The 2,791-nt window shown below is 43.4% G+C and carries 4 protein-coding genes and 1 pseudogene; 1 reads left to right on the top strand and 4 read right to left on the bottom strand.

The genetic code is table 11. The features are described from left to right. A pseudogene (locus tag AB7U21_RS10535) lies at positions 1-347 on the bottom strand (DNA polymerase II large subunit); the annotation flags it as partial. A gap of 227 nt (positions 348-574) precedes the next feature. Between AB7U21_RS10535 and AB7U21_RS10530 the strand changes: the two are divergent. Continuing rightward, positions 575-1,036 carry a hypothetical protein gene (locus AB7U21_RS10530; protein WP_333786477.1) on the top strand — a complete coding sequence of 154 codons (462 nt, stop codon included), beginning with the start codon at positions 575-577 and terminating at the stop codon, positions 1,034-1,036. Between the two features lie 29 nt (positions 1,037-1,065). Here the strand turns inward: AB7U21_RS10530 and AB7U21_RS10525 are convergent, their stop codons facing one another. The 3 genes from AB7U21_RS10525 to AB7U21_RS10515 all read right to left on the bottom strand — a co-directional run. After that, entirely contained in the window at positions 1,066-1,299 is a 234-nt protein-coding gene (locus tag AB7U21_RS10525; protein ID WP_333786476.1) for a hypothetical protein, read from the bottom strand. A gap of 8 nt (positions 1,300-1,307) precedes the next feature. After that, entirely contained in the window at positions 1,308-2,357 is a 1,050-nt protein-coding gene (locus tag AB7U21_RS10520) for an L-threonylcarbamoyladenylate synthase (RefSeq protein WP_428388889.1), read from the bottom strand. An 11-nt stretch (positions 2,358-2,368) separates the two neighbouring features. Beyond that, the coding region (locus AB7U21_RS10515; protein WP_428388887.1) for a RuBisCO large subunit C-terminal-like domain-containing protein at positions 2,369-2,791 on the bottom strand (423 nt) is incomplete at its 5' end.

The following is a 2,791-nucleotide window of genomic DNA, read 5'->3' as shown; positions in this document are numbered from 1 at the left end:
CCTTCTGTAAGCATTGCCATAGATACACGGATAGCAGCTTCTATGGCTTTTTTCCGGTCATCGAATTTTCCGACAGTACCCACAGCCACATCCCTGCCAAGGGCAAGGGCAGCTTCCTCACGGGACATGGTTGTTTCAAGTTCCCTGATATGTTGAGCTACGCCTTGTACACCGATAAGGTTCTCTACCCGGTCAGCCAGATCTTTGGCAAGCGGTATCTCTACAAAGGGTTTTGGATCACGACCCCTTTTTCTGGCTTCGTTGGCTATGTCCATCTCTTGTTTCAGCCTTGCATCAAGCCAGCGGAAGTACTCCCACATAGAGTCGCTTGCAATTATCTCTCCCATTCTGGAAAACCTCAAATTGTGCATGTAAAGAAAATAACGAGGATAGTTTACAGCAATACTCTTAATCACACCACGATATAAAAAGCAATCTGTAGCTGAATATATTCTGTATATTTCTGAAAAGGTTCTAAATTGTTCTTTATAAGACGAACAAGGTTATATAGCATAAAAATAAAAATAAGATATAGGAAAAACTCCTATTCTAAGAACAAAAAAAGAGGTTTGGTATGAAGAAGACCTTATGCATGTTAATTATCCTGTTGTTCATCACAATGAATACTGCCAGTGCAGAACTTTTCAATGACCTGGATAGAGCTGTTACGGAGTACAATGCGTACTACGAAGAACTTCCAAGTTCCATACAAATACTCCTAGGCAACGAAGAGATCCTGGCAGGCATTCTGATGAACGATGGAAGTGAGCTGAATGTATGGCTGGTCACAGAAAACGGTAGAGTGGCCGAATTTGAAAAGGTCGGGGATGTAGAGGATTACGATCCTACTGTAATAATAGCCACTGATGAAGCTACGGTCCGAAGCCTTATAAATACAACAGATCCACTTTCTGTTTATGAAGAAGCCCGTTCGAACGGAACCCTTACCATTGATCCTGTAGGCATTGTTAGCAGTGCCAAATTCTTAGTTGCGGATTTGGCATTCAAACTTTTTAAGACGGCTGGTATTATCTGAAGATCTGATCTTACTTTTTGCCCATACAGTCACTTCAAATTCTTCAGTGAACGACGGGCCATGAAGTTAGATGACATCGTATAGAGGAAAATGATGATCCCTGTCCAAAGTAACGGTGTCCCTACAGTGTCTTTTCCCAGATATGATAACGCCAGGCCAAGGGACAGGATAATGACATTTATCCTGGAAAGCTGCTTATTTGTTTTCAGTATCGCAATGTATCGCTGTTTTGCCTTTAATTGGTCCTTTTTATATCCCTTCATAAATACACCTATACTTTGATTATCATTTCCGAGGCTTTCCTTAGCCTGTTCATCACAGCCGCACCTACGCCTTCTTGAGTGAAAGAGCCGTCTGCAAGTATGATGTTAACTCCCTTCTCATCCAAAGAACGCAAACCTAGGAATAGGTTTCTGGCTACTTCTTCAGGTTCATCTTTTCTTCCAAGATAGACCATATCGTTCGTCAGGGAAAAAAGATCACTGCTCGTGACAAGCAAGCCCACTCTTGCTCCCCTGCACGTAAAATCTGCATACATTTCACGGATCTTATTTAAAACAAGATCATGCGATCCTTCCAGAAGCAGCAAGGTAGCACTGGGAGAATAATGAGTATATTTCATACCAGGTGACCTTACAATACCCTCTGCTTCTGTCACATGGTCGCTGTAGCCGATCTCTGCTTCTCCTATAACCTCTTCGATTTGTGTTGCGGATATATAGCCAGGTCTTAAAACAGCAGGTTTTTCTCCGCTCATATCGATAACTGTGGATTCCACTCCTATACATGTATTTCCTGCATCTATCACTGCATCGATCTTTCCTTCCAGGTCATGGAGCACATGGAACGCAGTGGTCGGACTTGGCCTGCCTGAAATGTTAGCACTGGGTGCAGCAAGGGGTTTACCGGATAAGCGTATCAGTTCCTGTGCTATTATATCAGCAGGCATCCTTACAGCAACCGTGTTCAGCCCGCCTGTGGTGATATCTGGAACAATACGAGTCCTTTTGAGGATAAGTGTCAGTGGTCCTGGCCAGAAGGTCTCGATAAGAGATAAAGCCTTGGGAGGGATCTCTGACACCAATTGCTCTAATTGCTCTGCAGATGCCACATGCACGATAAGCGGATTGTCCGCAGGGCGACCTTTTGCGTGGAATATCCTGTTAACAGCTATTGGATCAAGCGCATTGGCTGCCAGTCCATATACGGTTTCCGTAGGGATGGCAACAGTGCCGCCTCTCTGAATAATTTCTGCACACTCCCTGATAACTTCTGATAAGTTAGTTGGAGTTACTTTGAATACTTTTGTCCGTGTGCTCATTGCTCATCATATTAAATGCCATTGTTCAAGGCAGTTTGTAGTTCTGCATGGCTCTTTCCGTATTCTTCCAGAGATATACCCGCAAGCTTTGCATCAATAGCCTGTCGGCAGGCTTTTGCGCCAGCAGAGGTGCCCATTGGATGTGAATGTATACCACTGCTGCAGTCTATAATAACATCTTTGCCGAAGATATTCATAAGTTCTGGTATCGATGAAACTCCGGATCCAGCTGAAGCAACAGGGAACATGGCCTTTATCCCATCCCAGTTCTGAGGAAGGATATGCATTTTTTCATTTCCTTTTGATTTGTCCATTATGCAGCAATCATACAGTGCCATTAATTCTTTTGTATTTTCATGAAACCTGTTATCAATAGTACCGATGTGCAGCTGATCAAGTCCTACAAGACGCGCAAGCTTTGTCATAAGATACAG

The organism is Methanomethylovorans sp. (assembly GCF_050177135.1).
Classification (GTDB): domain Archaea; phylum Halobacteriota; class Methanosarcinia; order Methanosarcinales; family Methanosarcinaceae; genus Methanomethylovorans.
This window is presented reverse-complemented; position numbering and strand designations above follow the sequence as displayed.